Raw genomic sequence first — 22,458 nt, 5'->3', positions numbered from 1 at the left:
GTGATGAGCGGAGATAACGAAATGATTCGACCCATTGAGATCGGCCCACAGAAGTCGAATGCTCTGGCAGAAGCTTTGCTGGCAAGGACAATGCGCAGTCAGGCTAGTAGCCCGTTTGAGGCCTTTAGCAACATAGCGACCGCCTATATGGCCGGAAGGCAGATCGAAAATAACAGCAACTACAACAATTCAAGGCTGGCTCACGGGCTTAACCGCGAGAATGGGGCAATGACGATGCAGCCCAATGAAGGCTGGCAGGTTGTGGACGGTTTGAGAATTCGGAGGAAGTGAGATGCCAATTTTTGAAATCTACGCTCCAGATGGCAAAATCGTCCGGTTAGATGAACCAGACGAAGCAACCGCTATCGCAAAATTCAAACAAGATTCTGCACAACGGGTAAACCCGCAGTCAAGGCAGCCTCAATATGATGGATTTGCAAATTTAGGGGCTGGTATGACCGAGGGAATGAGCCATGTGTTTGGCGCTCCCATAGGTGCGTCGCGTTGGATGGAGGAAACGGTAGGCTCCTTACATCCAGCCTTTGACCCCGATAACACCGCAGCCAACACTACTGGTGAAAGGGCTTTGCGTTATGCAGGCAATGCTATCGGAGCTACGCTTGCAACGCTCCCTCTTACGCGGAGTGTTCAACTGCTTGCAAGAGTTGGAATTCCAGCTATGACGTTTTTAAGCCGGTTCGCTGGCCAAACCAATAGTGTGGGAGGTGCCACAGCGGAAATGTTTGCGGCTGGTGTGGGAGGGGCCACTTCAGCTTGGACACAGGAGCAAGTTCCGGACAAATATAAGCCCACTGCTGGTCTCGCGGGCGAATTGGGTGGCAGCCTGTTTGGCACTGCACTTACCGCTGTCCCTAAACTGGCTTGGGCAGGGGTGCGCACTTCCGGGCAACTGATTGGGGATTTCATCGCCCCGCTTACGCAAACAGGCAAGGAGCGTATTGCGGGCGAGAAGCTTATAAAGTGGGCCGACGATCCAGAGCTTTTCCGAGAACAAGCGTCAAATCAAGTAATCGAGCTGGTTCCCGGTTCAAAGCCGACGCTAGGCCAGCATACAGGCGACGCTGGAATCACTAGGCTGGAACACAAATTGCATGGCCAACAGCCTTCGGCTTTCGAGCAGCGAATACTGGATCAGAATGCTGCTCGCCGATCCGCATTGGCAAATATCGCTCCACACGGTTCAGCAGACAGTGTTTCAATGCTTTTACGTGAGCAATTGGCTGGTATCGACAATGAAATAGCAAGCGTTGTCACAGATGCAAGAAAGCTCTCTGACGCTACGGTAGACCAACTCGGTTACCCATCATCGCCAACCGAGGCTGGTGGCATAATGCGTGCCGAACTAGAGGCTCGCAGAATTGCCGCAATGAAAAAAGAAGCTGATTTGTGGAATGCAGTCGATCCCGATGGAAATCTGGCAATGCAGCCACAAACGACAGTTAGCGCCGTGGCGAATATCCACCGTGATATTCCCAAATCGGCCAAGCTGCCAATGGGTGAAGAGGCTGGAATTTATAATACTGTCACCCAGTATAAGAATATCATACCATTCCGTGAAATTTCGGTGCTCCGGTCACGTGTATCCCGGGCAATGACAGAAGAGTACAATCTTCGTGGAAAGTCCGAAGAATGGCATAGACTGTCAAGTATTCGAAACTCTATTGATGAAGACGTCGGAAATGTTGTAAATTTTGGAATTTTACAAGACAGTAAGGCTGTTGGCTCTGGAGTTCTGGCTGAGAAAGACGCATTCTCGTCCAGAGTTTTAGGAGTATTGGAAGAGTGGGATGTTGAGCGAGGCTCAAGAGCAATCGGTCAGGACACTGGCTCTTATATTGTCGGAGCGAGAGCCCAAGGAACAAATGCCGTTAGTGGCCTTTATGGAGCAGTGCGCCCGCCAGCGCGGGGATCTGCAACTTCTGAAGGCGTGCCGGGACTACCGGGCGATTCGCGAGGCGGGCAAATTGCACCTTTATCTTCCCCCCTCGACGAGGCAGCACGCGGAAGAGTGATTCAAGCGCAAAATGCATCTCGGAATTTGGCTGCAACCTTCGACGAATCTCGTTTCGGGCCAATGCTGGAACGCGCTTCCTACACCGCACCTTACAAGACGGAGGCGGCAAGTTTTGCCGCGAGTGTTTTTGCGCCAGGTCCGGAGGGCCGAGCGATTATTGCAGATTTTCAAAAGGCAGGCGGTACCGAAGCAGCGATGAAAGCGCTTGAGGGCTACGCCGTGAATAGCTTGCGGAAATTCGCAATGAAAGCCGATGGCAGTATCGACGCGGAAAAACTGCTGAAATGGCGGTCGCATTATGATTCGGCATTGCAAGGTCTGCCCGATTTGAACCAACGCGTTCTCAGTGCTGAAGATGCTGCACGCGCGATGGAAAAAGCGATGGGCGATCGTGCCAACGCGGTTGCAGATCGACAGATTGGAGCTTTGGGCACGCTTCTGAAGATGGAAGATCCCGCGACGATTCGAAATTACCTTGGGCGGCTATACGAGACGCCCGGCGGATATGACGAGCTCCTGACAGTCCGACATGCTCTTGGTGATGATCAAAAGGCACTTGAAGGCATGCGACGGGCAACAGCAGACTATTTTTCTTCGCGCATTCTTTCTGATGTCGCTGGTAATGCCAAGGCCAAGGACTTGTTGAAGGGAGACGAGGTCCGATCTTATGTTCAAAAGAATGAAAAAGCCCTACGTCTCGTTCTTTCGAAAGAAGAGTTCGACACAATGTTGGCGGTGGCCACCGATGCGGGGAGGTCCTACGGACCGGAGTCTATCCTGCAGAAGGTGGTTGGAGGGCAGGGTGTTTGGCAGAGGCTTAAAGAACCGCTCGGGGCGGGCGTGGGTGGCACGGTAGGAAACGTCGTAGCAGGGGATTACGGCAGTATTGCCGGAGCTGCTGGCGTGAGCAGCCTCCAAATATTTCTGGGCGCTCTCCGTCAGAACGGAATTGAGTCGGCTGAGGATCTTCTTAGAGATGCCGTTCTCAATCCACAGCGAGCGGCATTTCTGATAACGAAAATTCCGGCTAACAAACCGCATGTTGAGAATAAAATGTGGGAAGACCTTGCTGCTCGCTACGTGCGGTCCGCGACAATTTCGAGTTTGTTACCTATTGAATCTGAGCAGTAACTCCAAAGCCTTATCAGCCTGATTGCGGCTTTGGACCTGAGCCATATAAGCCATTAGCTGACAATAGCCCCGCTCCGGCGGGGTTTTTTATTGGAGAAACCCATGCCCTTCACTGGCAACAATTTCGTGCGCAACCAGAACTTTGTTTCTGATCGCAATGCTGGCCCGCCAGACGACCTTATTTCCGCTGATAAGGTGGATAATGAACTGGACAATATTGCCGATGGATTGACGACCGTTAAAACTGCCGCGGCCACCGCCGACAGCAAAGCTGTGACCGCCGAAGCCCGCGCCGTTCAGGCAGAGGTAAACATTCGCGATGGCGTGGAAGCCGGGGCGAATACATTGGCGAAACTGCTGGCCATGGTTCGTGGCTGGTTTCCCGTGCTGGCGATTGGCATTGCCGGGCGCTATATGCGGGTGAATGCTGCCGGCACCGCGTGGGAAAGTCGGACACCTGCACAAACTAGGGCAGATGTTGGCGCTCTGGCTGCTGCTGGCGACACCATGACTGGGCTGCTGACATTCAACAAAGCCTTGTCCAGCAGCAATATGCTTGCCGATCTGATGCAGGGTTACGGCGTCTACTCCGACAATACCGGCATCAATGGCAACCGTCTGTGGCTCAATGCACCGAATGGCGGTCAGATCATCATAGGCCCACGCGCTGGGGCGGATAGTCTTGCGCAGGTCAATATCAAAGCCACCAGCGCGCAGGTGAATGGCTCGGCGATTTGGACAGAGGCTACCTTCAACCCTGCCACGAAGGTGAATGTGACGGGCGGCGTCCTGACCGGAAATCTGCTGGTTTCCAAAGTCGACCCTAAGTATCAGCTCACATATCCCGGCGCGCGATCGTGGTCGTTCGACATCCACCACACCGGACGCCTGCGAATTGTGGACGAAACGGCCGTTGTTGACCGGGCCGTGTTTGAAACCAGCGGCAATGTCTGGCTGAATGGCCGGTGGCTGAGTGATGTTTATGCCGCTGTAGATTACGCCGGTACACGTTCCAACGATGCCTGGACCAAGGCCGATGATGCGCAGAACAACCGGATAGTTCGCGATTCCGTGGACATTGGCGGGCTGTTTGGTGGCGATCGTTACCGGCCATTTTTCCGTAAAAGTTCAGATGGCACATACACCCACATGATCAGCACCGTGCTGAACCAGGTTTTCGCCGTCAACCGCAAGAGCGGCTATATCGAATTCAATTCGGATATCGGAATTGTTGGCTGCAACTACTTTGTATCGGATGAGCGGGCAAAACAGGTTCATGGCCCTGCTACCAAAGCCGCATTGCCGGTGATTGATGCCTTGTCATTCATCGACTTCAACTACTCCGCTGATGGCTTCGACAAAAACACCCGTCATGAAATCGGCTTTTCCGCGCAAAAGCTGCAGGCCGCCGAACCGACATTTGTAACCGAAATTGGCGAGTATTTATCGCCGAACCCGGCCACTCTTCTGCCTTATCTGGCAAAGGCGGTTCAGGAGCTTTCCGCCCGCGTGAGGCAGTTGGAAAGCCGGTAGCGACTTCAACATTCTGACTTGCCCGCCGCCATTGGGCGGCTTTTTTTATGGAGGTGACCATGCCTGCAATTGATCGGTTTGCCAGTGCTGCCGTCAAGGAATTCGCCCCGGCTACCGCTGTTTTTGCGGTAACGCCGCATGATGTGAATGAGTTGGCCTATGTCACCAATGGCATTTATGTTGGTGGTGCCGGTGATATCGTCCTGGTAGACAAAACCAGCGGCACAGCGGTGACATTCAAGGCCGTACCTGCTGGTTCCATCCTTCCGGTTCGCACCGCGAAGATTAATGCCACCAGCACCACGGCCACCCACATTGTGGGGCTGGCATAATGTCCCCGGCAATCGGCCTTGCCATTGGCATCGGGTTTAACAACAAGCCGCCTGGCCCGGTGCTTGACCCCGATGCAATGGCGCTCATCGCCCGGATGAGTGTCGAGCCGAATGCAAGCCGGAAGCTGCTGATTTCAAATCTGATCAAAGCTTTGAAGGCAGGCGGGGTCTGGTCAAAGCTTGATGCATTCTATGTGCTGGCCTCCCATGATGCTCAGGCGGCAAGGCTGAATTGGGTTTCCGGCCTGCTTGGACTAAGCCTGGTTGCATCGCCGGTTTTTACGGTGGACAGGGGCTATAAGGGCGATGGAGTTTCAGCCTATCTGGCCATCGCCAGTCCATTGGCCGATTCAGTGAAGTTTCAACTGACTGACGCCAGTGCGGGGTTGTGGGCGCAGGAAGTGGTGAATACCGCGAACAAGGTTGCAATGGCAGGCGGCGCAAGTGCCTACACAAACATCTACCCCTTGAACACCGCAGGCACACAGTTTTCAGCCAGGACGAACTCCAATTCATCGGGCTATAGGAATGGGGGCGGGACGGGGATGTTTCACACGTCAAGGGTTAGCGAGCCTGGTTACACTCAGCGTCACGGCTTGGCGGCCCGGTATGACATGAATGGCGTGGCATATGCGAGGGCTGTTCCCGAGCGAATTCTGGCGGGTACCAGCGGGTGGGGCTTTTCCGAGCATCGGGTGGCAGCGGCATATTTTGGCGCAGGCATGACTGTCGGGCAAGAGGACGCGATCACAAACGCACTCTCAACATACATGACAGCAGTGGGGGCGGCGTAATGGAATGGATTTTGATGACGCCCGACCAACGCGCCCGGGCAACGGTGCTGAACGACCGGAATGCCATGCTTGGCTCACGCCGGATCGTGAATGAAAAGGCGGGTGAACTCGTCGGGAAATGGGTGGCGCCAGCGCGACTGCTGGAAGATCCGGATTACGAGCGATGGCATGAAAGGCTTTCCCCGTTGCCGCGGATTGTGGCCGAAGGTGATGACCTTTTCGAGCCGCCAGCATCTGAACAAATCGACTGATTCAGCCCGCCACGAGCGGGCTTTTTTAATGAGGATTTACATATGAAAATGAGCAAACAGGGCCTTGCCGAATTGGCGGGTCATGAGGGCCTTGTCACGTCCAGGTACAAGGATAGTGTCGGCATCTGGACCATTGGCGTTGGGCACACAAAAGCAGCGGGCGCGCCCGATCCTGCCAGCGATAAACGAACATATACCGTATCAGAGCTGCTGGACCTGTTTCGACAGGATGTCGCCAGATACGAGGCAGAGGTGCTTCGGGCGCTGAAGGTGCCCGTAAACCAGACGCAGTTCGATGCACTGGTCTCGTTTCACTACAACACTGGGGCTATCGGCTGGGCCGGACTGACCAAGGCGATCAATTCTGCAGATATGAAGCGGGCAGCCGAGTTGTTCATGAGCTGGAAAAAGCCGGCTGAAATCATCCCTCGCAGGAGAGCGGAGCAGAAGCTGTTTCGCGACGGCGTTTACTCAAATCAGGGCAGGGCAACCGTTTATCCGGCGACGGCGGGCGGCGTTGTGCAATGGGCCAAGGGCCAGCAGGTCGATGTTCTGCAGCTTTTGAGAGAAGCAATCTGATCCATAGGAGTCATGTGATGAATCGACTGAAATCTGGTCTCATATCCGGAATTCTTGCCGGCTTGAACGCTGCCGCCGCCAGCCCGTCTGTCGCAATGGATGCGAATGCCGTGCCCGCAGTGCAGGCGGCAGTGGAAAGGGCAATTGAACCCATTATCGCCAATGAAGCCAATGCCGAGCCCTGGTTTCGCTCTCGCGTGACATGGGGTGCCATAGTTTCTGTTGCGGTGCCTGCTCTTTCTGCACTGGGTGTTGCCACAGAATGGCTGCAGGCAGATGAACTGGTTGCGCTGCTAACGGCGACCGGTGCAACTGCTGGCGGCGCATTGACGCTCTACGGCCGGTGGCGTGCCAAAAGGACGATTGGAGCCGGAAGCCAGTGAGTGAGCACAACACACCGTCTGCCCAATGGGCGGAGCTGCCATCCGACACGCGCGAATTTTTGCAGCGGCTGGAGAGGGACGACATTGCCCTCCTGGAATCAGGGATTGAGCTTGTCCGCTCATCTGTCACCGTTGGCAAATTCGTGAGATGGCTGGCGATATCCATCGCCGGTGGTTTTCTGGGAGCATTGCTGCTTTGGGAAGGCGCCATAAAGCTGGCAGGCTGGGTTAAAGGCGCTGGCCGCTGATTATTCAGAGATGCACGGATTAAATCGTCTTTGCAGAATGGCCCCCGCAGCGGTCATTCTGCAGAACTTCCTGCCGCCATGGTAACTTCTGGTAGTTGATCTCTTTAAGTCAATAATTTCCAAAAATTTCATTGTAAATTTCTGGAATGATTCGCAATGATCGAAATGATTTTTACATCTCAGTCGATGGATGTTTGTTGATATTTATAAAGGGCAATAAAAACATTCAACCTTAAGTAGAAATTTTTAATAATATTAGGGGTTATTAACAGCTAAATCAGATCCTCCATAAAAATATCTGGAAAAGCTTCACATGAATGGTATGGCTGCAACCGCAGAGTACCAGAGGGGGCCATCATGACAATAACTCATAATAAACTGGTAATGGTTGCCAGTCAGCCGGGTTCAAATGTAATGGAAACATCATCACCCAAAGCAAAGCCAACCGGTCGAGTGCGTTTGCGCATCAAGCGGCAGAAGCACTGGGCCGAGCAGGCACCCTGGTTGGCCTATTTGCGTTGGGAAGACAGCGCCAACTCTCTTTCCTTCCAGGCAAATGTGCCAGTGTCACCCACCGGTTCTGCTGCCTACCTGCTGCCAGGGGAAACATTTTCTGCAATGCTTTGCCGGTCTGGTGCCAGCGGTGCACCGGCAATGTTGCCTTTGCCTGGAATGGTGGTGAATGGCAGGCGCTATCGCGGTGGCAATCCGGCTCAGAAAGACAACTGGCCCTTGCTGAATTAGGTGCGAGACTTCGCGCCGCCCGCCTCGTCTTCAGCAATCGCGTTGCAACTCCGCGAGCTGGCACTCCGCGATTTGGTGAACAGATTAATAAATATTAACGTGGACAAATCCGGGCGATCACGCCAGATTACTTTATGTTTCTGACGTGATTAACAGGAGCCGGACATGCCACATTCCGACGCCAGACTTGAAACCGCCATCGTTGACAGACTTGTCGGGGATCAGACGCTCACAAATATGCTGGGCGGGCCCAAAGTCTTCGAACACATGGCAAATCGTGCCAGTTTTCCTTATCTCACGCTTGGCTGCACTTCGGTTATTGATTGGTCGAGAGGCCTGGATGATGGCTCGGAATTTGTGCTGACGCTGCACATATGGGCAGGAAGTGAAGGAAAAGCTGAAACCTTTGAAATCATGAACACGGTTTCCGAGCGCCTGCATGAAAGTTGCCTGCCGTTGGAAGGTGAAGAAGTGGCTCGGCTGTTTCTGGAATTCGCCCAGGCTCGGCAGGAGCCCGAGAGCATCAATTACCACGGCATTCTGCGCTTTCGCGCTGTCCGTCAACTCCTCGCCTGAATGCCGGCTTGGGGAGGCTGACGCCAGGACCGACCTGCAAATTCAACTAGACGTTGGACCTAAAATACCTGTAAGCAGCGATGCGAAGCAGGCTCAGCATTTTTGATGCGTGTCTGGTGAAAACAAGGGCTGTTGCCCGGTGCGCGTCGGGAGATGAATGGTGAGTTTGACCATGGGTATTGCAGGTAAACGGGTCTTGGTTAGCGGGGCCGGAGGGTTTATTGGCAGCCACCTTGTTGAGGCGCTGGCACGGGCCGGAGCAGATGTTCATGCGCTTTTGCATTACAATGCTCAAGGTGCACTCGGAAATCTTGCACTGGTGCCGGAAGATGTTCTTTCATCCGTCAAAATCATTCATGGCGATATAACGGATGCTGAATTCTGTTATAATCTGGTTCGCGATCGTGACATTGTTTTTCACCTTGGCGCGTTGATCGCAATTCCTTATTCCTACACGGCTCCCCGCAGCTATGTTGCGACCAATATTTCCGGAACGTTGAATTTTCTTGAGGCTGTGCGCAGTCAGGGGTCTGCCAGGCTGGTTCACACCAGCACGTCTGAAGTGTATGGCAGCGCGCGTTTCGTGCCGATGGATGAATCACATCCGCTGCAGGCCCAGTCTCCCTATGCGGCAACCAAGATCGGTGCCGACAAGCTGGTAGAATCCTACATTAACAGCTTTGGTCTGAACGCTGTCACAGTCCGGCCTTTCAACACATTCGGCCCGCGCCAGTCGGCACGAGCAGTTATTCCGACCATTATCGGTCAGGCTTTGGGCGGCCGTGGCGTTATCAAGCTGGGCTCGGTTACGCCCATTCGCGATCTGACCTATGTCACTGATACGGTCAGCGGCTTTATCACCGCTGCTACGGCAGAAAATGTTGTCGGCGGATGTTACAATCTGGGCACTGGCCGCGGCGTTTCCATTGGTGAACTGGCGCAGACACTTCTGGACCTTATGGGCAGCAAGGCACGGATTGAGAGCGACTCTCAAAGATTGCGTCCGGAGGCCAGCGAAGTGGACCGGCTGATTTCATCCCATGATGCATTCACGGCAGCCACGGGCTGGCAGCCGGAGGTTTCACTGGAAGATGGCCTTGCCCGCACTGTCGCGTTTTTCCAAGCAAACCCGCATCTTTTGCCAAAGGCTGGATATGTCATCTGATCAGGGCGTCGGCGCTATTCTAATGGCAGGGGGGCAGGGCACCAGACTGCGCCCCTACACCACTGTTTTGCCAAAGCCGCTTATGCCACTGGGCGACAGGCCAATCCTTGAGCTTTTGCTGCGCCAGCTTGCCGCCAACGGCGTAGAACGCGTCTATGTTGCGGTGAATTATCTCAAGGCTTTGATCCAGGCAGTGGTTGGCGATGGTTCACACCTTGGAATGCGGATTGAATACGCCGTTGAGGACCAGCCACTTGGAACCTGCGGGCCGGTATCTCAAGTGCTTGATGATATGGCGGAGAACTTTCTGCTGCTGAATGGCGACTTGCTGACGGATATGAGCTTCAGCGAATTGCTGACGCGGCATGTGTCGGCCGGCGCGGACGCCACCATCGCAGGAGTAAGGCGGGTAACCCGGCTGGAATACGGCGTTCTGGACATCCATGACAACGGGCGTCTTGCCGGAATTCGTGAAAAGCCAGCGTCAGAAAATATTCTGAGCATGGGTGTTTACGCGCTGCGTCGGGAGGCGGTGCGGCCGCTGGTTACGCCGGGTCAAAGGCTTGATATGCCGGATCTGCTGCAAAAAATGCTGATGACCGGCGGCTTTGTTAACACGCACATCACCGACTGCCGGTGGCTGGATATTGGCCGCCCGGAAGATTTTGTTGAAGCGCAGGCACTGGTCGAGCAATACCAATACGCAACCTTTCATGAAAAGCCTGCCTGATGTCTCAAAAGGCGTTGAGAGTGGGCCTGAAATATTCGCGGTCATAATAGTCCGCGCTTGCCATTGGCAGATGGTCCACTTCAATCCAGTTTTCGGGGGTTTTCAGCCGGTCCTGCTGCAATCGGCAGAGCCATTGCAAAAACCCTTCGGCATTGGCCTCGTCTGGTGGCACCAGCCAGGTGCCGGGTCTGCCATAAGTGCGCTCGGGAACAGCGCCGATGCCAGTCGCCAGAACAGGCAGGCCATTGGCCATTGCATCGGACAAGGCAAAGCTGTGGGTTTCGGCGGCGGTGAACGGAAACCACGCCAGATGCGGGCGAAGCTGGCAGACAAACTCCATCAATCGTGATTGCTCGAAGCTGCCCAGCACTTTCAGCCGCCCGCTGATCTGCAAATCCGCTGGCGGATACTCAGTGCCCGCTCCCAGAGAATAAAAGGTGATATCCAGCCGCTGGCGGATGGTTTCCCTCACCACATCCAGAATGATGTCCCGCCCCTTATGGGCCGTCAAAACGCCCAACAGCAGCACGCGCATGGTCTCATTGTCGCGAAGCGGGCTGGCATGCAGCGCAAATTTATGCGGTTTTCCCGGTTCGGGCAGCAAAACCGGACGGATTGTCAAATGCGGTGCCAACCGACGCGCGCGCGCAGCAAGCTCACCGCTGCAGGCAACGATGCGGTCTGCCCCTTGCAGAAGAGGTCGAAATGCCCGTCGATTTTTCTGGCCCGTCGCAAAGTCACCCGTGAAACGGCCACGGGTGTCTGTCATATGCGGACTGTCTGCGATCATCTGATAGTCGAGCAGGGTCACATCAAACGGCACACCCAGCTGGTCCAGCAGACTTTCTATATGTGCATCAAATCCATAAGTGTGCAGCACATCAACCCGGTTGACGCCGAGGCTCTTCAGCGCATGGGCAATGTTTGAAAGTCCGTTCGCAACATCAAAAGCCGCTTCCGGGACCATAGGATCAACTGACGACAGAAAGAAGTTCTGTTCGTCTGTGCCCCAGCCGAACAGAACATTTGACTTGTCGCGCATTTTGGCGGCCAGCATGTCGGCATAGCGAATTGTGCCCCCGCCCACACCATGGGTGAACAGCAGAAGCGTTGGGCGGCTGGTGATCGGGTGGTTTTGAAGAGTGATCCTTTCGCCGGTTTGAATGCGCGGAACACTTTCAGCTTGCAACTGGCCTGCCAGGTTCACCGGCGTCGCATGCTGCGTGATAGCGGCCTCTTTCAAGTGCCTAATTCGAAGCCCGGACCGGTAAAGTGTCTGCACAGGTGGCTTGTTGGGGTTTGTTGCAAGAATGGCCATGGAACGAAGGCCCAGAACGCTGCCACGCATCAGCAATGTCAAAAAGTCTTCTGGCGGCGTGGCGGGCATGTGCATGTAGGCCACCGCCGGCGACGCGTACAAGTCGAGAAGAGCTTCTGTCAGATTGTCGGCGCTGACCGTGCTGCCGGCACTCAGAAACACCATACAGTTCGAGTCCTGGCCGTTATAAAGTGCCTGAATCAGGTCTGCATATTGCGCATCGGGATGACCCGCCAATCGGATAAATTCTGCCGGAGTGGAATGGATGGTTCTGCGCTCGTTGAAGGAAACCCACGCATCTTGCGTTCGGTCCAGAACAATCAGCTTTTCAACCGCTGTTCCGCTGGCCTGCACTTTCGCCATTTGTCGCGACAAGCCATCCGCATTTTCAGCCTCGACAATCAAGACAGTTTTTTGATCCTTGAGCAACTGCTTCATGCGACCAAGCGCCAGGGCTTTCGCGCCATGATAGGGCGCATCGCGCAAAAAGCCCCAAACTCTTTTTAGCTGTGCAGGGCTTTCAATCCGCTCCTCCAGCATCTGGCACCAGAGCAGATTGGCTTCTTCGAGATGCCGGAAGCTGCGCGACCCCTGATTTTCGTGCACCCGTGAAAGAACATGCGATTCATACACAGGCACGAAAGGGTGCTGTTTGGCGATTTCAAACCAGAGCTTGTAATCCTGCGTGGTCGGTAGTGCCGGATCAAAGGCAAAGCTTTTGGCTATCTGCCGGGATACAAGCGTTGCGCAGCCGCTGATCCGGGCTTCCATAACAGCCCATAATCCATCCGTTTCAAAAAAGCCTTTGGTGAGGTCATTGAGTTGCAGGAAGCGTCCGTCTTCGTCGATCATATCGACATTGCCGAACAAGACGGCCGGTTCCTTCAGCGTTCTGGCCACTGCCATATAGGCAGCGATTTTGGTTGGCTTATACAGGTCATCGTGGCTAAGCCAGCTGAACCATTCACCTCGCATGGCAGCAATGCCGGAATTGAGAGCGGTAGCCACGCCGCCATTCGGTTTGGTGATCAGGCGAATTTTATCGCCATAAGACAGCGCAATCGCGCGGGTGGCGCCACCGTCATCCGAACCATCGTCAACAACCAGAACCTCAACCGCTGGCCAGGTTTGGGCCAGCGCACTGTCGATGGCCTGCCTTAAAAAGCGTCCGCCACGAAAAACCGGAATAATGATGGAAACCAGCGGGAATTCAGGTGTGCCGCTGTTGTCGTCTTCAATCACCCATCACCTACATAGTTTAGTGCTGCCTGGCAGAGTGGTGTACGGGCGCACGCAGCAATTCTCAATGTTCAGTCTATGAATTATGCGGTCTGCGGGTGGAAAAATGCAAATAGCGTTGTATGGATCAAGCAGGATATTATTTTGCAGTGGTCTCACATGTCTGATCAAGCGTCTCTGGAAATGATAGGCTGGCTAAGTTCGGAATGGTCAGGCTTTTTCCAACTGCCAACGGATGATCTGCCCGTTGGTGAGTGGTGGGAGCATGGACCGTTTTTGCAATGGCTTGTCAGCACGCTCAACCCTCGGACCGCCGCTGGCACCGGTGAAATCTGGAATGGGGTGCAGCATTTCATAGACAGGCATGAACGGCTCTGCCGACCCCCCAGTCTGCAGGATCCACAGGCTCGGTTCGACCTTCTGGTGCTGAGTGCGCAGGAGGTGGAGCCAGAACAGGTCGAAAGCTTGCTGGAACAGCTTGCCAACGTTGCTGTTGTTGTTCTGCACGGGATCAACCCGGGATATTGCGGTGCGGATCTTTGGCCGCTATGCGCCCGGCAGGCGGGTGCACAGACATTTGAAATGCAGTCCGGAGCCGGCTTGGGACTGGCGCTGATCGGCAATGAAACTGATTTTCCATCGGCGCTGGCCGGCCTTCTGCATCTGACCCCACCTCAGAAACAGGCGTTCACCAACCGCTGCGCCAGACTGGCGGACGCATGGGAGCTTGCAAGGCAGCATCGGCTGCAAGCCGTTCGCATTGCCAGCCTGTCACGGCGGGTGCAACTTCTTGGCACTGTAGCGCCGCCAGATGTTCGCCGCCCGTCAGAAGCAGTGAGCAACAATGCCCCATTCCAGCCGGCCTCCTATGCGAGCAGGTTTACCAACAGGGCAAAACGCTATGTGGCAAGATTGCGCGAACCGAAGCCGGCTCAGGAGACGCTTCTGGTCAAGGAATTGGCGGCCCGTCCGGATCTGTTCGACGCTGAGGTCTATCTTCAGGAAAACCCGGATGTTCTGGCTGCCGGTGTCGATCCCTATATTCATTTTGTCCAGTATGGTGCTGTTGAAGGGCGCTATTCCGGGCCATTTGACGGGCCCTGGTATCTGGACGCCTATCCAGAGGTCGCCAGAGCGAAACAACATCCGCTGTTGCATTATCTGAGTGAAGACAAAAAGCGCAGACGGCCAATCCGTCTAAGCGGGCCTGACACCATTGCCCTGCCATTCTGGCACAGTGCAGCTACTGAATTTGTAAGTGATGGCAGTCTTACCGACGCCACTTTGTACCGCGTTGGAACGGGCGTCGTCGCACGTACTGTCGACAGTGCAAAATTGCAAACCCTGCTCAGTGCAATTGAGCAAGGTCTGGACCTTCTGGCCCAGACAGTCCCGCTGATGCGTCTGGTAGTGGACGATGGAGTGCCTGTTGATCTCCGGGGTCTTGTTTCCGGAGATATCCGTTGTTTGCCATTGGCTGGCGTGTCCGGGTTCAGCGGCGGGCACAATCGTGCAATGGAAGCGGCTTTTGAAAGCGGCGCCAATTTCTATGTTGGCGTGCACGCGCAAGCGCAGATTTCAGCCCGCACACTCCCGGCAATGGTCATGGCGATCAGGGGATCTGGTGAGGATTGCCTGGTGCTGGATCGCCTGCCATGTGTCGGCGATCAGGGCGAAAACACGGATGTCGCCTGTTTTGCCATATCCGAGCGGTTCTATCAGAAAATTGGCGGGCTGGACGTTTCTCTTTCTGCGCGTGAGGCGCTGATTGATTATGTTCTGCGGGCCATGCGGCTTGGCGGTAAAATTCTGATTGCTTCAGGTGTCGGGACTCAGATGCCATCAGTCCAGAAAAATGCCCAACTGAGCGGCATTCAACGTGCTGGTTCTGCAATCAATCTGGGTCGAAAATGGCGCTGCAAAGAGCTGGTGGACCAGTCTGCGGCCAGATTGCAGGCCAGCGGCGCCGCCGTGCCGATGGATGAAAGCCACCAGACTGGGCAGATGCCTCCAGTGCGGCTGCCGGAACTTGCCTGTTTTGATCAACCGGAATTGCTGTGGTAATTGCCATTATGCAATGATGACTGCCAGACAAGCGAAGTGGTTTTGTTCATTACGCATTCAATGTCGACCCTATAGGTTAGGGCTTCGTTTGAATGCAGGCTCCCCGATGCTGCAAGGCTTGATATGCGACTCGTGAACCGCTGTATTAAATTTCTGTTTTTCGCCGCCGGGCTGTATTTTGCAGCTCCTCTTCCGGCTGCGGCAGCGCTGGTGTCGACTGCATCAGAAAATACAGCACCGCAGGATGCCATATTGATTGCGCAGGGCAGCTGCTCGGCTGCGGCCTCACAGGCTGCTGCACAATCCGGCGGTCAGGTTCTGTCTGTAACGATGGCCCAGCAGGGTGGCCGCACTGTCTGCGTGGTCACATTGCTTGTGCCGGGGCGAGATGGCGGTCGCCCCCGCCGCACAACTGTTACAGTGCCGCAGTAAAGAGTGGAGCGCCAGACATGCGAATCCTGATCGTCGAGGATGACAAAGATCTTAACCGTCAGCTTGCGGAAGCGCTGACCGGTGCAGGCTACGTGATTGACAAGGCGTTTGACGGCGAGGAGGCACACTATCTGGGTGACACTGAACCCTATGACGCGATCATCCTGGACGTTGGCCTGCCGTTGATGGACGGTATCAGTGTGCTGGAGCGCTGGCGCCGTGACGGGCGGACAATGCCGGTTTTAATTCTGACCGCGCGTGATCGGTGGAGTGACAAGGTCACCGGCATTGATGCCGGAGCTGATGATTATGTAACAAAGCCCTTTCATGTTGAGGAAGTGCTGGCGAGGGTGCGGGCGCTGATCCGCCGCGCGGCCGGCCATGCCTCGGCTGAGATTTTGTGCGGGCCGCTTCGGCTGGACACCAAGGCATCCAGAGCCAGCCTTGATGGATCACCGTTGAAACTGACCTCGCATGAATACCGGTTGCTTGCTTATCTGATGCATCATCAGGGACAGATCGTTTCCCGTTCGGAACTGACAGAACATATGTACGATCAGGATTTTGATCGTGACTCCAACACGATTGAAGTTTTTGTTGGCCGGTTGCGGCGCAAAATCGGTAACGATCTGATCGAGACTGTGCGTGGTCTGGGCTACCGGATGCAGGATGCATCCGGACAGTCGTAAACGGCCTATGGCCAAAGTTCGACCCAACTTTCTATCCAGCCTGACCGCCCGCGTTATCGCGTTAAGCAGCCTTTGGGCGCTGGCGGCATTTCTTGTCGTTGGCGGAGTTATCTCCAGCTTTTACCAAAGCACTGCCGAGGCGGGGTTTCAGGCTGTAGTGCGTGCGCAATTGTTCAATCTCATCAACACCGTTGCGGTGGATGAAGCCGGCAGATTGACAGGCTCACCCGATCTTGGAGACCTGAGTTATTCGCAGCCATTGTCCGGCTGGTACTGGGAGGTGCTGCCCGCGGCCGATAACACCAGCGGGCATCTGATGTCTTTTTCGCTCGGCCCGGGCGAAATTGCCTCGCCAACCACAGCGGAAGTGCCGTTTGACGGACAGTATCGCCGTGCCTACGAAACCGATGGGCTGGACGGCGAAGTGGTTTATGTCGAAGAGGCGGAAGTCGTGCTGGATGCCGACAACCACGTGGCACGTTTCCGGGTCATGGGAAATGCCGACATCATCCGTTCAGATATTGCGCGTTTTAATGAGAATTTGTCGCTCTATCTCGGAGCGTTTGCTGCCGGCTCCATTCTGATCAATGCACTGGCCATCTTGTACGGTCTGGCACCGTTGCGCCGCGTTCGGCGCGCACTGGGCGAGGTGCGTGCCGGCCGCAGTGAAACATTGGCGGGGCAGTTTCCGCTGGAGATTCAACCGCTGGCAATTGAGCTGAATGCCATGATCGACAACAATCGCCGTATTGTAGAGCGCGCACGCACCCAGGTGGGCAATCTGGCCCATTCGCTGAAAACTCCTATCGCTGTGATGATCAACGAAGCCGACGCAATCGGCGGTGAACGCGGCCGCGTCGTGGCGGAGCAGAGTGAGCGGATGCGGGTGCAGGTGCAGCATTATCTGGACCGCGCCAGAGTTGCTGCGCTGAGCGAGGGTGCAATTGCGCGCACCCCGGTCAAGACCTCATTGGAACGATTGGTCAAGGTTATCCGTCGGCTGAATCCGCAGATTTCGCTGAAGGTGAACTGGCAGACATCCACAGAGCTGGTCTTTGCCGGAGAGAAGGAAGATTTCGAGGAAGTGTTGGGAAATCTTCTGGAAAATGCGGCCAAGTGGGCACATTCGCACATCAATATCACGATTGCCGAACTGGGTGATGACGCATTTCAGGTGTTGATTGACGATGACGGGCCGGGACTGGGTGAGGATGAGATTGCCCAGGCGACCAAGCGGGGCCGCAGATTGGATGAGGCCAAGCCGGGAAGCGGGCTCGGTTTATCAATTGTTGCAGATACAATAACGCAATATCGCGGGCAGTTTAACCTGTCTCGCGCACCGATTGGGGGCTTGCGGGCAGAAGTTCTGTTACCCACAGCATCGGCTGTTGACACAGAACCATTCTGACGGCGAGACAATTTAACCATCCCAGGGGTTAAACCGTTACGGCTGATAGAAAGATCGCCTGAAACGCTTCATGGCCAATGGAAAGCCGTTCCGCTTTTACCGCTGATGCTGTAGGGGTGAAGTTGGAATGCTTATTGTCGCCGTGGATGTTGTCATGCTTCGTTTGGCCAGAATTGTCAGCCTGATCGTTGTCGCCAGCGTATTGAGCGGGTGTCTGAGCAGTCGTCAGGCACCGCAAGGCTCGGAATCACGCCCGCCTGTCTCACAGGGGCTTTCCGGTGCGGGTCTTCCCGCGCGTGCGCAGCAGGTGGCGTCTGATGCAGAGTATCAGGCGCTTCAGTTCGGTAGAGTCGGGCAGCCCGTGCCATGGTCCAGTGGCAATGCGTCGGGTCAGGTTGTGCCCACACAGCTTTATCGTGTCGGTTCACAGGATTGTCGCGGCTTCACCCACACCATCACCACAGGCAGCGAAACGGTGCGGCACGTTGGTTCGGCCTGCCGGTCGGGTGATGAGTGGACCCCGGTCGCCTGATAATTTTCAGATAAACCGTATTTTACACGTCGGCGTCAAAGTGATGCTGTGTTTTCGGGCGACAAGTTGATAATGAATGCTGGAACAGCTCCAGAATAGCTGGAGAGGTGAGGCACCGGCCTGTAGGCTTGTACGGATAAGAAATGCTGTTTTGGATTATCGCTGCCGCGCTGACCGCCATCGTTACACTAGCGGCGGTATGGCCGCTTTTGCGCAGTCATGCCGCACTGGCAGAAGGCCGGGCTGCGCATGACGTGATGGTGTATGAAGCGCAGTTGAAAGAACTTGAGGCTGACCTTGGACGCGGAGTTATAAGGGGTGAGGAAGCATCTGTTGCGCGGGCTGAAATTGCGCGCCGGCTTCTGAAGGCCTCACGTGAGGCGTCTGCCGAGGGTGGACTCAAAACTTCGGCACGAATGGCCTGGATAGCCGGGTTGATTTTGCTGGCCGTTCCCGTGGCAGGTGTCACCACTTACTATTGGCTGGGGGCTCCACTGGTGGAGGATATGCCACTGGCCATCCGCGACAATGATGCCGCTGATGCCGAATTTGCTGCGCTGGTTGCGGCAGCGGAAGCGCGGCTCGTCCAAAATCCGGATGAGGGGGCGGGTTGGGATGCGCTTGCTCCGATTTATCTGCGCACCGGCCAGTCGGAAAAAGCGGTTCAGGCCTTTTCACGGGCGATTGATCTGCTGGGTGCCACGCCTCGCAGACTGACAGGTTATGGTGAGGCTTTGATTCAACAGGCCGGAGGCCGTGTGAGCGAACAGGCAGGTTCAGCTTTCGCCCAGGCTCTGGAACTGGACCCGCAAGCGCTGCTGCCACGCTTTTTCCTTGCATTGGCCTTGTCACAGCAGGACCGTCTGGCTGAAGCCGTGCCCGCATGGCAAAGCCTGATCGATGACAGTCCGGAAAATTCGCCCTGGCTGCCAACGGCAAGGGCAGCGTTGGAAGAGGCGCGAAGCCGCACCGGAATGGTTGCAGTGCCGGAGGCCGATGGTCTGGCCGCTATTGCAGCGCTGCCGGAAAATGAGCGGCAACAGGCCATCGGCGATATGGTGGCGGGGCTGGCTGCTCGGCTGGAGCAATCGCCGGATGACGCACAAGGCTGGCTCCGTTTGATCCGCTCCTATACAATCATGGAACGCAAGGACGATGCGGCCCGGGCTCTGAGAACGGCACTGGCGACATTTTCCCCCGGTTCTCCCGAAGAGCAGGCGATTGCCGCGCTCGCTCGCGATTTGAACCTTGAGCCTGCGGACGAGGTGGCGCAATGACACGCAAGCAAAAGCGATTTTCGGTGCTTGCCGCCATGCTGGTCGTCATTGGTGTCGCGGTTGGCCTGGTCTTGACGGCCCTGTCCGACAGTGTGGCTTTCTTCCAATCCCCGACAGACATCATGACCAGAGAGCCGGTGGCCGGGCAGCGCATCCGCCTGGGCGGACTGGTGGAAGACGGTTCCATACAGCGCGGTCCTGCGGAACTTGTCCGGTTTCGGGTCACCGACACGGTTGAAACCGTGGCCGTGGAATATTCCGGTTTGCTGCCGGACCTTTTTCGCGAAGGGCAGGGCGTTGTTGCTGAAGGGGTGATTGGCACGGACAAAGTGTTCAACGCAGACACGATTCTGGCCAAGCATGATGAGAATTACATGCCCAGGGAAGTCGTCGATGACATGAAGGCGCGGGGCCTTTGGCAGCATGAGCCCGGTGCACAGCCTGCGCCCGCTGTCAGCGAGGAAAGCGGAACATGACAGTAGAGCTCGGTCATTTTGCGCTCGTTTTGGCGACGTGTCTGGCGCTTGTTCAGTCAATCGTGCCACTTGCGGGGTCGCTGCGTGGCAATGCGCGAATGATGGAGGTTGGCAACAGCACATCCATCGGCATTTTCGCTCTTTTGGGTCTGTCCTTTGCGGCACTGACCATGGCTTACGTCAACTCTGATTTTTCTGTTCTCAATGTTGTGCAGAATTCGCATTCCGACAAACCGATGCTTTATAAAATCACCGGTGTCTGGGGCAATCATGAAGGGTCGATGCTGCTCTGGGTGCTGATCCTGGGTCTGTTCAGTGCCCTGGTCACATTGTTCGGCCGAGACCTTCCTGCCAGTCTGAAGGCCAATGTCCTGGCGGTCCAGGCATGGATTATCCTGTCGTTCCTTGCATTCATATTGCTGACGTCCAACCCGTTCGAACGCATTTTCCCGGCACCCATGCAGGGGCAGGATCTGAACCCGATCCTCCAGGATATCGGCCTGGCCATTCACCCGCCATTGCTCTACCTCGGCTATGTCGGATTTTCTGTTGCCTTTTCCTTTGCCGTCGCTGCGTTGATAGATGGGCGCATCGATGCTTCATGGGCGCGGTGGGTGCGGCCGTGGACTTTGGTTGCCTGGCTGTTCCTGACAGCCGGCATTTCGATGGGCTCCTACTGGGCTTACTATGAACTGGGCTGGGGAGGCTGGTGGTTCTGGGACCCGGTTGAAAATGCTTCATTCATGCCTTGGCTCTCGGGCACCGCGCTGTTGCACTCCGCGCTGGTTATGGAAAAGCGCTCGGCGTTGAAAATCTGGACATTGCTGCTGGCAATTCTGACTTTCTCGCTTTCATTGCTCGGCACATTCCTTGTTCGTTCCGGCGTTCTGACATCGGTCCATTCCTTTGCGGTGGACCCGGAACGCGGCGTATTCATTCTGGCAATTCTGTTCGTGTTCATTGGCGGTTCGCTTGCGCTGTTTGCGTTTCGCGCCAGCGAGCTGGAAAGCGGCGGGCTGTTTGCTCCCATCTCGCGAGAGGGTGCACTGGTCTTCAACAACCTGTTTCTCACCACGGCCACAGCCACGGTGCTGATCGGTACATTGTACCCGCTGGTGCTTGAAGTGCTCACCGACACCAAAATTTCTGTTGGTCCACCGTTTTTCAACCTGACATTCGGGCCACTTATGGTGCCGCTGCTGTTTGCCGTGCCGTTCGGCCCTCTGCTGGCCTGGAAACGGGGTGACCTGCTGGCGGCTGCGCAGAGACTGTATTTTGCCGCCGGTTCGGCCATGGCTGTCATTATCATTGCACTGGCGGTCATGCATGGCACGCGTCTTCTGGCGGCATTCGGATTTGGCCTTTCGGTATGGTTGATGGTCGGCAGCCTTGTTGACCTTTATTACCGTTCAGGGTTGCCGCGCGTTTCTCCATCGGTGGCCTGGCGCAGATTTGTCGGCCTGCCACGTTCCGCTTTTGGCACGGCGCTGGCGCATTTTGGCGTTGGCGTAACATTGCTGGGCATTGTTTCAACCAGTGCACTGGAAACCGAAACGGTGCGGCTGATGGAGCCGGGCTCGGTGGTGGAGGTTGGCGGCAATCAGCTTCGGTTCGAACGGATGGAGGCACGACAGGGGCCGAATTTCACGGCGGAAACCGGAATATTCACCTTGCTGCGGGACGGGCGCTCACCGCAAACCATTGAAAGCTCGCGGCGGCTTTATACGGCGCGGCAAATGCCAACCACGGAAGCAGGCATATACACGCATATTTTCAGCCAGACCTATGTTTCCCTGGGTGATGCGCAGTCCAATGGTGGTTCCATGGTGGTCCGCATCTGGTACAAACCGTTGATCACGCTGATATGGATTGGCACCATCTTCATGTCGCTGGGCGGTGTGGTGTCCCTTGCCGACAGGCGGTTGCGGGTTGGTGCACCTTCACGTCGGGCTGCGCTCAAGGTTGCGCCAAAGGAGAGCGCGGCATGACGCGGTTTTTAGTGGCGATACTGCTGATGTTCAGCCTGTCAACAGCCTATGCCATGTTGCCCGATGAGGTGCTGGACAATCCTGCGCTTGAGCAACGGGCCAGAGACCTGTCTTCCGGTTTGCGCTGCATGGTCTGTCAAAACCAGTCAATCGACGACAGTGATGCGCCCTTGGCGCGGGATCTGCGGCTGTTGGTGCGTGAAAGGCTGACTGCGGGTGACAGTGACAATGAGGTGATTGATTTTCTGGTAGCGCGTTATGGTGAGTTTGTTTTGCTGCGGCCAAGGATGCATTGGCAGACCGTGGCGCTTTGGGCGCTGCCGGCAATCCTTCTCGTCTGTGGTGCGCTTTTTCTTTTCACAAGAAATCGCACTCGACCTGAACCGGAAAAACCGCTGTCAGGTGAGGAAGAGCAGGCGTTGAACCAATTGCTGGATGAAAACAGGCGCTGATTTGTCGCAACCTTACGAAGATTTCATTTCACCGCAAACCTTCCGTAAGTCAGCAGCGCCTACATCTACCTTCGACACGGGG

Annotated in this window: 23 protein-coding genes; 22 read left to right on the top strand and 1 reads right to left on the bottom strand. The window is 55.6% G+C overall.

The features are described 5' to 3' along the window. Window positions 1-3: 3 nt before the first annotated feature. From FPY71_RS11580 to FPY71_RS11520, 13 genes are all read left to right on the top strand, one after another. The gene (locus FPY71_RS11580) at window positions 4-291 is read left to right on the top strand and encodes a hypothetical protein (RefSeq protein WP_188052312.1); all 288 of its coding nucleotides are present in this window, start codon (window positions 4-6) and stop codon (window positions 289-291) included. A 1-nt stretch (window position 292) separates the two neighbouring features. Further along, on the top strand, window positions 293-3,166 hold the full coding sequence (locus FPY71_RS11575) for a hypothetical protein (RefSeq protein ID WP_149300385.1): 2,874 nt from the start codon (window positions 293-295) through the stop codon (window positions 3,164-3,166). 102 nt (window positions 3,167-3,268) lie between these two features. Then, complete coding sequence (locus tag FPY71_RS11570) at window positions 3,269-4,699, top strand: tail fiber domain-containing protein (RefSeq protein WP_149300384.1); 1,431 nt, start codon at window positions 3,269-3,271, stop codon at window positions 4,697-4,699. Window positions 4,700-4,758: 59 nt separating this feature from the next. Next, complete coding sequence (locus FPY71_RS11565) at window positions 4,759-5,031, top strand: spike base protein, RCAP_Rcc01079 family (RefSeq protein WP_149300383.1); 273 nt, start codon at window positions 4,759-4,761, stop codon at window positions 5,029-5,031. Further along, window positions 5,031-5,825: a hypothetical protein gene (locus tag FPY71_RS11560; protein WP_149300382.1), complete on the top strand. Its 795-nt coding sequence runs from the start codon at window positions 5,031-5,033 to the stop codon at window positions 5,823-5,825. Before FPY71_RS11565 ends, FPY71_RS11560 begins: the two co-directional genes overlap by 1 nt. Next, window positions 5,825-6,076, top strand: a complete 252-nt coding sequence (locus tag FPY71_RS11555; RefSeq protein ID WP_149300381.1) for a hypothetical protein — start codon at window positions 5,825-5,827, stop codon at window positions 6,074-6,076. Before FPY71_RS11560 ends, FPY71_RS11555 begins: the two co-directional genes overlap by 1 nt. Before the next feature lie 42 nt (window positions 6,077-6,118). Then, complete coding sequence (locus FPY71_RS11550) at window positions 6,119-6,655, top strand: lysozyme (RefSeq protein WP_149300380.1); 537 nt, start codon at window positions 6,119-6,121, stop codon at window positions 6,653-6,655. A gap of 17 nt (window positions 6,656-6,672) precedes the next feature. Next, window positions 6,673-7,038, top strand: a complete 366-nt coding sequence (locus tag FPY71_RS11545; protein ID WP_149300379.1) for a hypothetical protein — start codon at window positions 6,673-6,675, stop codon at window positions 7,036-7,038. Beyond that, on the top strand, window positions 7,035-7,286 hold the full coding sequence (locus FPY71_RS11540) for a hypothetical protein (protein ID WP_149300378.1): 252 nt from the start codon (window positions 7,035-7,037) through the stop codon (window positions 7,284-7,286). The genes FPY71_RS11545 and FPY71_RS11540 overlap by 4 nt, the downstream gene beginning before the upstream one ends. A gap of 357 nt (window positions 7,287-7,643) precedes the next feature. Continuing rightward, window positions 7,644-8,030 (top strand): hypothetical protein, encoded by a 387-nt coding sequence (locus tag FPY71_RS11535; protein ID WP_188052311.1) that lies wholly within the window; start codon window positions 7,644-7,646, stop codon window positions 8,028-8,030. Between the two features lie 165 nt (window positions 8,031-8,195). Further along, on the top strand, window positions 8,196-8,606 hold the full coding sequence (locus tag FPY71_RS11530) for a DUF3168 domain-containing protein (RefSeq protein WP_149300376.1): 411 nt from the start codon (window positions 8,196-8,198) through the stop codon (window positions 8,604-8,606). A 157-nt stretch (window positions 8,607-8,763) separates the two neighbouring features. Next, window positions 8,764-9,771: a GDP-mannose 4,6-dehydratase gene (locus FPY71_RS11525; RefSeq protein WP_149300375.1), complete on the top strand. Its 1,008-nt coding sequence runs from the start codon at window positions 8,764-8,766 to the stop codon at window positions 9,769-9,771. Then, window positions 9,761-10,501 (top strand): nucleotidyltransferase family protein, encoded by a 741-nt coding sequence (locus FPY71_RS11520; RefSeq protein WP_149300374.1) that lies wholly within the window; start codon window positions 9,761-9,763, stop codon window positions 10,499-10,501. The genes FPY71_RS11525 and FPY71_RS11520 overlap by 11 nt, the downstream gene beginning before the upstream one ends. Before the next feature lie 4 nt (window positions 10,502-10,505). Here FPY71_RS11520 and FPY71_RS11515 read toward each other — a convergent pair whose 3' ends face one another. Then, window positions 10,506-13,061, bottom strand: coding sequence for a glycosyltransferase (locus FPY71_RS11515; RefSeq protein WP_149300373.1), 2,556 nt, complete (start codon window positions 13,059-13,061; stop codon window positions 10,506-10,508). A gap of 156 nt (window positions 13,062-13,217) precedes the next feature. Between FPY71_RS11515 and FPY71_RS11510 the strand changes: the two genes are divergently transcribed. The 9 genes from FPY71_RS11510 (at window position 13,218) to FPY71_RS11470 (ending at window position 22,376) form a co-directional block, all read left to right on the top strand. Further along, entirely contained in the window at window positions 13,218-15,122 is a 1,905-nt protein-coding gene (locus tag FPY71_RS11510) for a glycosyltransferase family 2 protein (RefSeq protein ID WP_149300372.1), read from the top strand. A 123-nt stretch (window positions 15,123-15,245) separates the two neighbouring features. Then, window positions 15,246-15,554, top strand: coding sequence for a hypothetical protein (locus FPY71_RS11505; protein ID WP_210246276.1), 309 nt, complete (start codon window positions 15,246-15,248; stop codon window positions 15,552-15,554). Window positions 15,555-15,571: 17 nt separating this feature from the next. Continuing rightward, the gene (locus tag FPY71_RS11500; RefSeq protein ID WP_149300370.1) at window positions 15,572-16,243 is read left to right on the top strand and encodes a response regulator transcription factor; all 672 of its coding nucleotides are present in this window, start codon (window positions 15,572-15,574) and stop codon (window positions 16,241-16,243) included. 7 nt (window positions 16,244-16,250) lie between these two features. Further along, complete coding sequence (locus FPY71_RS11495; protein ID WP_149300369.1) at window positions 16,251-17,651, top strand: ATP-binding protein; 1,401 nt, start codon at window positions 16,251-16,253, stop codon at window positions 17,649-17,651. Between the two features lie 127 nt (window positions 17,652-17,778). Continuing rightward, window positions 17,779-18,183, top strand: a complete 405-nt coding sequence (locus tag FPY71_RS11490; RefSeq protein ID WP_149300368.1) for a hypothetical protein — start codon at window positions 17,779-17,781, stop codon at window positions 18,181-18,183. Between the two features lie 143 nt (window positions 18,184-18,326). Then, window positions 18,327-19,460 (top strand): c-type cytochrome biogenesis protein CcmI, encoded by a 1,134-nt coding sequence (gene ccmI / locus FPY71_RS11485; RefSeq protein ID WP_149300367.1) that lies wholly within the window; start codon window positions 18,327-18,329, stop codon window positions 19,458-19,460. After that, window positions 19,457-19,936 (top strand): cytochrome c maturation protein CcmE, encoded by a 480-nt coding sequence (ccmE, locus tag FPY71_RS11480; RefSeq protein WP_149300366.1) that lies wholly within the window; start codon window positions 19,457-19,459, stop codon window positions 19,934-19,936. Before ccmI ends, ccmE begins: the two co-directional genes overlap by 4 nt. After that, a complete protein-coding gene (locus FPY71_RS11475) occupies window positions 19,933-21,924 on the top strand; it encodes a heme lyase CcmF/NrfE family subunit (RefSeq protein WP_149300365.1) in 1,992 nt (663 codons plus the stop codon). Before ccmE ends, FPY71_RS11475 begins: the two co-directional genes overlap by 4 nt. Next, window positions 21,921-22,376, top strand: coding sequence for a cytochrome c-type biogenesis protein (locus FPY71_RS11470; protein WP_149300364.1), 456 nt, complete (start codon window positions 21,921-21,923; stop codon window positions 22,374-22,376). The genes FPY71_RS11475 and FPY71_RS11470 overlap by 4 nt, the downstream gene beginning before the upstream one ends. Window positions 22,377-22,458: the final 82 nt, after the last annotated feature.

Source organism: Aureimonas fodinaquatilis, assembly GCF_008369445.1.
Classification (GTDB): Bacteria; Pseudomonadota; Alphaproteobacteria; order Rhizobiales; family Rhizobiaceae; genus Aureimonas; species Aureimonas fodinaquatilis.
Note: the sequence above shows the minus strand (reverse complement) of the source record. Positions and strands in the feature narration are given on the sequence as shown.

Excerpts from the sequence above, each read along its gene's own strand:
- FPY71_RS11580 (WP_188052312.1), top strand. The coding sequence starts at position 4 with ATGAGCGGAGATAACGAAATGATTCGACCCATTGAGATCGGCCCACAG.
- FPY71_RS11575 (WP_149300385.1), top strand. The coding sequence starts at position 293 with ATGCCAATTTTTGAAATCTACGCTCCAGATGGCAAAATCGTCCGGTTA.
- FPY71_RS11570 (WP_149300384.1), top strand. The coding sequence starts at position 3,269 with ATGCCCTTCACTGGCAACAATTTCGTGCGCAACCAGAACTTTGTTTCT.
- FPY71_RS11565 (WP_149300383.1), top strand. The coding sequence starts at position 4,759 with ATGCCTGCAATTGATCGGTTTGCCAGTGCTGCCGTCAAGGAATTCGCC.
- FPY71_RS11560 (WP_149300382.1), top strand. The coding sequence starts at position 5,031 with ATGTCCCCGGCAATCGGCCTTGCCATTGGCATCGGGTTTAACAACAAG.
- FPY71_RS11555 (WP_149300381.1), top strand. The coding sequence starts at position 5,825 with ATGGAATGGATTTTGATGACGCCCGACCAACGCGCCCGGGCAACGGTG.
- FPY71_RS11550 (WP_149300380.1), top strand. The coding sequence starts at position 6,119 with ATGAAAATGAGCAAACAGGGCCTTGCCGAATTGGCGGGTCATGAGGGC.
- FPY71_RS11545 (WP_149300379.1), top strand. The coding sequence starts at position 6,673 with ATGAATCGACTGAAATCTGGTCTCATATCCGGAATTCTTGCCGGCTTG.
- FPY71_RS11535 (WP_188052311.1), top strand. The coding sequence starts at position 7,644 with ATGACAATAACTCATAATAAACTGGTAATGGTTGCCAGTCAGCCGGGT.
- FPY71_RS11530 (WP_149300376.1), top strand. The coding sequence starts at position 8,196 with ATGCCACATTCCGACGCCAGACTTGAAACCGCCATCGTTGACAGACTT.
- FPY71_RS11525 (WP_149300375.1), top strand. The coding sequence starts at position 8,764 with ATGGTGAGTTTGACCATGGGTATTGCAGGTAAACGGGTCTTGGTTAGC.
- FPY71_RS11520 (WP_149300374.1), top strand. The coding sequence starts at position 9,761 with ATGTCATCTGATCAGGGCGTCGGCGCTATTCTAATGGCAGGGGGGCAG.
- FPY71_RS11510 (WP_149300372.1), top strand. The coding sequence starts at position 13,218 with ATGTCTGATCAAGCGTCTCTGGAAATGATAGGCTGGCTAAGTTCGGAA.
- FPY71_RS11505 (WP_210246276.1), top strand. The coding sequence starts at position 15,246 with ATGCGACTCGTGAACCGCTGTATTAAATTTCTGTTTTTCGCCGCCGGG.
- FPY71_RS11500 (WP_149300370.1), top strand. The coding sequence starts at position 15,572 with ATGCGAATCCTGATCGTCGAGGATGACAAAGATCTTAACCGTCAGCTT.
- FPY71_RS11495 (WP_149300369.1), top strand. The coding sequence starts at position 16,251 with ATGGCCAAAGTTCGACCCAACTTTCTATCCAGCCTGACCGCCCGCGTT.
- FPY71_RS11490 (WP_149300368.1), top strand. The coding sequence starts at position 17,779 with ATGCTTATTGTCGCCGTGGATGTTGTCATGCTTCGTTTGGCCAGAATT.
- ccmI (WP_149300367.1), top strand. The coding sequence starts at position 18,327 with ATGCTGTTTTGGATTATCGCTGCCGCGCTGACCGCCATCGTTACACTA.
- ccmE (WP_149300366.1), top strand. The coding sequence starts at position 19,457 with ATGACACGCAAGCAAAAGCGATTTTCGGTGCTTGCCGCCATGCTGGTC.
- FPY71_RS11475 (WP_149300365.1), top strand. The coding sequence starts at position 19,933 with ATGACAGTAGAGCTCGGTCATTTTGCGCTCGTTTTGGCGACGTGTCTG.
- FPY71_RS11470 (WP_149300364.1), top strand. The coding sequence starts at position 21,921 with ATGACGCGGTTTTTAGTGGCGATACTGCTGATGTTCAGCCTGTCAACA.